This is a genomic window from uncultured Meiothermus sp., assembly GCF_937863175.1.
GTDB lineage: Bacteria > Deinococcota > Deinococci > Deinococcales > Thermaceae > Meiothermus.
Genome location: NZ_CALMCQ010000188.1, coordinates 20,974 through 28,398, shown reverse-complemented (window position 1 = coordinate 28,398; position 7,425 = coordinate 20,974). Strand labels below are relative to the sequence as shown.

The window sequence follows — 7,425 nt, the reverse complement described above, 5'->3', positions numbered from 1 at the left end:
ACCAACGACCAACGACCAACGACCAACGACCAACGACCAACGACCAACGACCAACAGAATGGAATCGCATAGCTGAATTCACCTCCATAGGCTGGGCTACATTTCATGGGTAGCCACCAACAGGATATTTGAGAAGATTCGGATATGTCAAATTCTATTGATATTCTTATACTTAGTATATATTTCGGGTTGTGAACCTGCAACCTTTGTGACAACATACGAACTTATGGCTGTGCAAAATTGGCCCGCAAGCCTGCAAGCCTTGCTGGACAACCCCCACTGCGCCATCCCCAGCTTGCAGGTAGCGGTAATCCGGGCCGGGGAGACTGTCTACGCAGCGTCGTTTGGATACCGCTATATGGACGCCGCTAACCCGGCCAACAACCTGCCGGTGGACAACCAGACCCGCTTTCGGGTGGCCTCGATCTCCAAGCTGGTGGTGGGACTGGGCGTCATGAAGCTGGTAGAGCAAGGAAGGCTGGACTTGGAGGCCGATGTGAGCGATTACCTGGGTTTCGGGCTGCGCAGCCCGGCTTTCCCGGACACCCCCGTCCAGGTCAAGACCTTGCTCTGCCACACCTCCTCGATACGGGACGGCAGCCGGTATTCCATTCCCAGCCCTTTCACACTGCACGATTTCTTCCGATCTCAGGGGCGCTTTTTCGAGGAGGGCGCTCATTTTGACCCCCGCCATGCCCCCGGCGCCTATGCCCAGTATGCCAACCTTAATACCGGCGTGCTGGGAACCCTGATTGAATGTGTGGCGGGCCGGCGTTTCGACCTGTTTATGGAAGAGGAAATCCTGCGCCCCCTGGGGATGGGGGGCGGGTTCAACCTTAGCCGGTTGACTTCCGAACAGATCGGTAATCTTGCCGTGCTGTATCGCAAGTGAACCGGCGGGGTATGGAACCCGGTTGGCCCGTGGGTGGCGCAGGTGGACGACCACCATGGAGTAGTGCCGGCTGGCCCCGTCATTCCCGATCCCGACCAGCCGGACGACGGTTTTGTTACCGTTGATCTGGGCACGTACCAGCCTGGCGCCAACGCTACTGCTTTCTCGCCTCATGGGGGTTTGCGGGCCTCGGCCCTCGAGCTGGCCCAGGTTGCGCGGTTGTTTATGAACCAGGGCCGGGCTGGGAAAGTCCAGCTGCTAAAGCCGCAGACGCTCGAGCAGATGATACAGCCAGCATGGACCTTCGATGGCGCCAACGGCGATACCATGAACCAGCAGGCGCTCAGTTGGGGGCTGGGGGTCTGGCGCTTCACCCACCAGCCGGGCCAGGACTGTCCGGTGTCGGGACAACTGCAACCCTGGCTTGGACACCTGGGCGATGCGTATGGCCTTTACAGCGGCCTGCTGTTTGACCCACAGCAGCAGAATGCCCTGGTTTACATCCTGGGTGGGCAGGGGTGCGACCCCGCTCTGCATCCAGGGTTGTACTCGGCCTACTCCCGCACGGAAGAGCAGATCCTCACGGCCCTGTACGGTCTGCTAAGCTAGGGGGAATGGATGTGCAAAAAGCCTGCATTCCGCCTCCAGGGCCCGGGGTCTTCCTGTTTGTTCGATAACCCACCCCAAGCACCCCTGAAGCCCGTGGTGGGATAGCAGACAACCGAACCCTGGCTGCTGACCTGCGGGGCGAGATTGAAGACCACTATAAGGAACCCATGCGATACATCCAGCAAAAGACTTCCATTCCCGGCCCCAAAAGCCAGGCCCTTCAGGCCCGGCGGGCGGCCTCGGTCAGTGGCGCACTGGCCCAGGCCAACGGCATCGCCGTCCAGAGAGCCCACGGCTCGCTGGTCGAGGATGTGGACGGCAACACCTTTATTGACCTGGCGGGGGGCATCGGGGTACTGGCGGTCGGGCATACTCCGCAGCCCGTGGTAGAGGCTATCAAGGTTCAGGCCGACCAGCTGATTCACATGTGCAGCATTGTGGCCAACTACGAGCCCTATGTAGCGGTCTGCGAGGCCCTGAACCGCATCACCCCCGGCAGTTTTGCCAAAAAGACCCTGCTCAGCAACGGGGGGGCCGAGGCGGTCGAGAATGCCGTCAAGTTTGCCCGCCGGTATACGGGGCGTTCGGGCATCATCGTCTTCGAGGGAGCCTACCACGGGCGCAGCAACCTGACCATGGCCATGACCAGCAAGTGGAGCCTGTTCAAGAAGGGCTTTGGCCCCTTTGCCCCCGAAGTCTACCGGCTCCCACTGCCCAACCTCTACCGCACCCCCGAGGGCATGACCCCTGAGCAGTACGTGGACTGGGCCTGCTGGAACCTGGAAAACGCCCTGGTCGCGCACATAGACCCCAGCGCACTGGCGGCCATTGTGATCGAGCCGGTGATCGGCGAGGGGGGCTTTATTCCGGTGCCGCCCGGGTTCCTGCGCAAGATTCGGGAGGTCTGCGATGCCCACGGGGTGGTGATGATCGCCGACGAGATTCAGAGTGGCTCGGGCCGCACCGGCAAAATCTGGGCCATCGAGCACAGCGGGGTGGTGCCCGACCTGGTGGTGAGCGCCAAAAGCCTGGGGGCCGGTATGCCCATCAGCGCGGTGACGGGCCGGGCCGAGATTATGGATAGCCCGCACGTGGGCGGGGTGGGCAGCACCTACGGCGGCAACCCCCTGGCTTGCGTAGCCGCGCTGAAAGCCATCGAAATTCTGGAGTCGCCGGGCTTCCTCGAGCGGGCCTCGCAGATTGAGCGGGTAGTGCGGGAGACCTTCGAGCCGATGAAGAACGAAATTCCTGTGCTGGGGGATGTGCGCGGGGTGGGGGCGATGATGGCGCTGGAGTTCGTCAAAAACCCCATAACCAAAGAGCCCTGGCAGGAGTTCGCCATGGAGACCATCAAGCGAGCCTCCAAACAGGGCGTGATTCTGATCCGGGCCGGGCTGTACACCAACTGCGTCCGCTTTCTGCCTGCACTGGACATCCCCCAGGAGATGCTGCGCGAAGCCCTGGGCGTTGTGGCAGACGCCATCCGCGAGACCAATCGGACGATGACGGTGGGGGTTTGAGGGGGGTACGCAAGTCTCGAGTCGAGGGTCGGAGGTCGGAGGTCGGGTTGTTTGTCCTCCAGCCAATCCCCTGGCCAGGTGGTTCCACAAATGACTGGTTCAGTATAGGCCGAAAGCACCTCGTGTACCACGACAGGAGCGGGCTGTGTCCGGGGTCGCTTCTCCCGCCCTCTGTCAAACCTACCCTGGCGCAGCTTAATGGAGTTCGAAAATTAGTCCACCAGGCCCATGTCCATGAATCTGCCCGAAGCCGTTAGGCAAGCCCAGGCCCGCCTGCGCCCGCACGTGCGCGAGACCCCCCTGGACTACTCGCTGGCCTTTTCCCAGATGACCGGGGCCCGGGTCTGGCTGAAGCTCGAAAACCTCCAGCAGACCGGCTCGTTCAAGGTGCGCGGGGCCATCCACAAGCTGCTCTCGCTATCGTCCGAGCAACTGCAAAAGGGGGTGGTGGCGGCCAGCAGCGGCAACCACGGGGCAGGGGTGGCCTTTGGGCTGGCCAGGCTGGGCGCAAGGGGGGTGGTGTTTGTGCCGGAGGGGGCCAGCCAGACCAAGCTCGAGGCCATCCACCGCTACGGCCTCGAGGTGCGGTACCACGGCACCACCGGCGACGATACCGAGATGTATGCCCGGCGCTACGCCGATCAGCACCGTATGGAGTATCTTTCGCCCTACAACGACCCAGAGGTGATTGCCGGGCAAGGAACCGTGGGGGTGGAGATCGCCCATCAAACGCCCGAAACCCCCGACGCCGTTTTCGTCACCGTGGGCGGTGGCGGGCTGATCTCCGGGATCGGCTCGTACCTCAAATCGGTTCACCCCACGACCAGAATCGTCGGCTGCCAGCCGGAAAACGACGCGGCCATGCTGGCTTCGGTTCAGGCCGGGGAGATTGTAAAAATCCAGGCCAGGCCTACCCTTTCGGACGGGAGCGCGGGTGGGCTGGAACCCGGCGCCATCACCTTTGAGCTCTGCAAGCGCCTGGTGGATGCCTGGGTCACGGTGAGCGAAGCGGAGATCAGGGCAGCCATGCGGCTATTCATTGAGTCCCAGCACCAGTTGCTCGAGGGTGCAGCCGGGGTGGCCCTGGCGGCATTCCTGAAGAGTTCTCGGCAGTATCAGGGACAGACAGTGGTGATTGTCATCTGCGGGACCAACATTAGCCTTTCGGTGCTCCAGACTGTTATCGTGTAGCTTGTAACCAAGCCGTTGGTCGAAGGCCAAAACTCAAGACGGTTGCAGACCTTCGACCTTAGACCTGCGACGATGGGAGTGCTGCGCCCAGTACCTGGGTTAACCCAAAAGACCCCTGGCCTCCGTCGCGCTTAGTACATAAGCTATGAGCAACGTTCTATGACCGAGATACTCCTCAGCCCTGACCGACGCTTTGCAGTGGTGCAGTCCGAGCCGTGGATGGCCCCTCAGCTCGAGGCCATCCAGCAAGCCTCCTTTCCCTCGCTGGCCCGCGACGAACTGATCACCGCCGAACACTACAAAGCCCACCTGCGGGTTTTTCCCCAGGGCCAGCACGCCGTGCTGGAGCTCGAGACCGGCCAGGTTGACTCCCGGTCGGGGTGGCCCGAAACCGTACGCCCTAAGGTGGTGGCCTGCTCCACCGACTTTCGCACCCACGTAGACTTTAGCCACTACCAGCACCGGTACCTCGAGGCGGTGGGGGGCAACTGGCTCACCAGCCACGACCCCGCTGGAGACTGGCTCTACGGGGCCGACATTGGCGTACATCCCGAGTTTCGCGGCTTTGGGCTGTCCACCCTGCTTTACACTGCCCGGCAGGCCCTGGTCAGGCAGCTCGGCCTGAAAGGGCACGTGGCCGGGGCCATGCCCAAAGGCTTTGCCCCCTACCAGCGCGACCTGTTCATCGAGCAGTACGTGGCACGGGTGGTAAAGGGAGAAATGTTCGATCCGGTGCTCTCGATCCAGCTTAAGCGCGGCTATCACGTCTGGGGCATCATCCCCAACTACCTCGACGACCCCAGTTGCGGCAACTACGGGGTGTTTGTGGTCTGGCGCAACCCCGCGTGGGCCCAAGCCCGCCAGGGCTAGCCGAGGGCCGCAATGGTTCCCAGCCCAACCGCACAGCGCACCCCGCCGTCACTACCCAACGAGACCACCTCACACCGGCAGACCGCCAGCCGGCGTCCTGTGCTTTCCACCACCGCGGTGGCAACCAGCCGCTGGCCTAAAGCCGGTTGCAGATAGTTGACCTTAAACTCGGCTGTTACCACGTTCTCGCCCAGCACCGAGCCGCCCGCAAAGGTGATGGCATTGTCAATCAGGTAACTCACCACCCCGCCATGCACGAACCCGTGCTGCTGAAGTAGCTCATCGCGCACCGTAATCGCCAGCACCGCCCGGCCTGCCTCGAACTCGAGCAGCTCTGCCCCCAGCAGCAGGCTGAACGGCTGGCGACCAAGAACCGACTGCCCCAACTGCATCAAGTCCGCCATTTTACACGCAGTCTACTCGACAACCTCCGCACAAGCATTACCCTGGGCCCTGCCCGGAGTGTTGCCCTGAGCGCAGTTGAAGGGGTAGTCGCAGGATTGCCGGACGACTCAGTATGTCAGTGGCTTTGTATAGGAGCTGACCATGGTTTACGCCCCCAACACACTTGCGAGTTTTGGAAGGAGGTACGGTGCACGAAAAACCAACCATCCTTCTGTAAAGCCAATGGCATCAGCGTATCCGCCCTGATGCTCACAGTTGATCAGTTGAGATACCGGTGCATCGAAGTTACTGCGGTTGCATTCTGGGGCATAGAATAATCCCATGCCCTCTAGCCTCATCACCGGCGGAACCATTCTCAGCCCTGGCCTCGAGGGTTCGGTCTACCGCCTGGCGAGGGTGGAAGCTCTCTTTATTCGCGACGGCAGAATTGCCGCTGCGGGCAGAATGTCCGAGCTGGAAAGCCTGGCCACTTCTCAGACCCAGAGAATTAACCTGGAAGGCCGCACCCTGCTGCCGGGCTTCAACGACGCACACGTGCACATCTGGAAGGTGGGGCAGCTCCGCACCACCATGCTCGATTTGCGCGGCGTTACCTCGCTGGCCGAAGTGTATACCCGGGTGGAAGAACGCGCAAAAACCCTGAAGCCCGGCGAGTGGCTCTGGGGCCGGGGCTGGAACGAGGCCCTGCTGGCCGAGCAATCTATGCCCGACAAAGCCGCGCTGGACCGGCTGGCCCCGCACAACCCGGTGCTGCTCACCCGCACCTGCGCCCATATTCACGCGGTGAACTCCCAGGCCATGCAGCTTGCGGGTATCACCCCAGAGACGCACGTCCCCGGCGGCGAGATTAACTACGAGGGAGGCATCCTCTACGAGACCGCCTACGGGCTGGCCTTCCGGGCTATGGGCGAGCCCACCCAGGCCCAGTACGAACTCTGGATCAAGGCTGGGGGCGCGTACCTGCGCAGCCTGGGCGTAACCAGCGCCACCGACCCTGCCGTAGACCCTCCGCTCTATGCCGCCTACCAGGCGCTGGACGCACGCGGCGAGCTTCCCCTCCGGGTCAACCTGCTCTACATCCGCCGGCCCGATGGCGGCAGCCAGACTTTCCCCTTGCCCCAGAAATATCACTCCGACCATCTTTGCTGCGACTCGGTAAAACTTTTTGCCGATGGCGGCCTGTCCGGGGCCACTGCCGCCATCTCGCAACCCTACAAGAACCTGAACCCGCCTACCTGCGGCATCCTCCGCTTTGGGGACGAAGAACTATATGAACTGGCTCTCGAGGCCCACCGGGCTGGCTTCCGCATCGGCACCCACGCCATCGGTGATAGGGCCATGCACCAGATATTGCAGGTCTATGCGCGCCTCTACCAGGACTCGCCCGGCCCCCGCCACCGGATTGAGCACTTCGGGCTGGCCGGGCCGGAACATCTCGCACAAGCCAGCGGGCTCGGCATCATGGCTGTGCCCCAGCCGGTCTTTCTGCGCGAGCTGCGGGCCAACTACGAGCGCTACCTGCCCGACGACTGGTTCTGCCGCTGCTTCAACCTGCGGGCCATGTTCGATGCCGGTCTGGCCGTGGCTTTCTCTTCCGATGGCCCGGTGGTGCGCCAGGTCGAGCCAATCAACGGCCTGCAAGCGGCCATGCTCGAGCCCCTGTGCGCGGGCAACGGGGTGAGCCTGGAGGAGGCCCTCTGGGCCTACAGCATGGGCGGCGCGACGGCCTCGGGGGACGAGGAAAACCGGGGCAGCCTGGAGGTGGGCAAGTGGGCCGATCTGGTGGTGCTGGATGGAGACCTCCACAACCCGTATAGCCTTTCGGTGCGCCAGACCATGCTGGGCGGGGTTTGAGCCAGTAAACTTCTTGCAGAAGGTGCCAATAGCAAATAGCTGCCTCAGGCACAAGAAATCCTATGCGCTCGTAGCGAGTCGAGT

5 protein-coding genes and 1 pseudogene are annotated in these 7,425 nt (G+C 62.4%); 5 read left to right on the top strand and 1 reads right to left on the bottom strand.

All coding sequences use genetic code 11. From position 1 onward, the window contains the following. The first annotated feature begins 226 nt into the window (after nt 1-226). The 4 genes and pseudogenes from Q0288_RS07340 to Q0288_RS07325 all read left to right on the top strand — a co-directional run bounded on the left by Q0288_RS07340 (nt 227) and on the right by Q0288_RS07325 (nt 5,082). Nucleotides 227-1,501, top strand: a pseudogene (locus Q0288_RS07340) (serine hydrolase domain-containing protein). Between the two features lie 167 nt (nt 1,502-1,668). Then, nucleotides 1,669-3,021 carry a 4-aminobutyrate--2-oxoglutarate transaminase gene (gene gabT, locus Q0288_RS07335; protein WP_299429220.1) on the top strand — a complete coding sequence of 451 codons (1,353 nt, stop codon included), beginning with the start codon at nt 1,669-1,671 and terminating at the stop codon, nt 3,019-3,021. 228 nt (nt 3,022-3,249) lie between these two features. After that, on the top strand, nt 3,250-4,212 hold the full coding sequence (locus Q0288_RS07330; protein WP_299429218.1) for a threonine/serine dehydratase: 963 nt from the start codon (nt 3,250-3,252) through the stop codon (nt 4,210-4,212). A 159-nt stretch (nt 4,213-4,371) separates the two neighbouring features. Beyond that, nucleotides 4,372-5,082: a GNAT family N-acetyltransferase gene (locus Q0288_RS07325; protein WP_299429216.1), complete on the top strand. Its 711-nt coding sequence runs from the start codon at nt 4,372-4,374 to the stop codon at nt 5,080-5,082. Here Q0288_RS07325 and Q0288_RS07320 read toward each other — a convergent pair. Next, nucleotides 5,079-5,486, bottom strand: coding sequence for a PaaI family thioesterase (locus Q0288_RS07320; protein ID WP_299429214.1), 408 nt, complete (start codon nt 5,484-5,486; stop codon nt 5,079-5,081). The two genes, Q0288_RS07325 and Q0288_RS07320, sit on opposite strands and share 4 nt — an antisense overlap. A gap of 322 nt (nt 5,487-5,808) precedes the next feature. Between Q0288_RS07320 and Q0288_RS07315 the strand changes: the two genes are divergently transcribed. Beyond that, nucleotides 5,809-7,341 (top strand): amidohydrolase, encoded by a 1,533-nt coding sequence (locus Q0288_RS07315; protein ID WP_299429212.1) that lies wholly within the window; start codon nt 5,809-5,811, stop codon nt 7,339-7,341. The last annotated feature ends 84 nt before the right edge of the window (nt 7,342-7,425 follow it).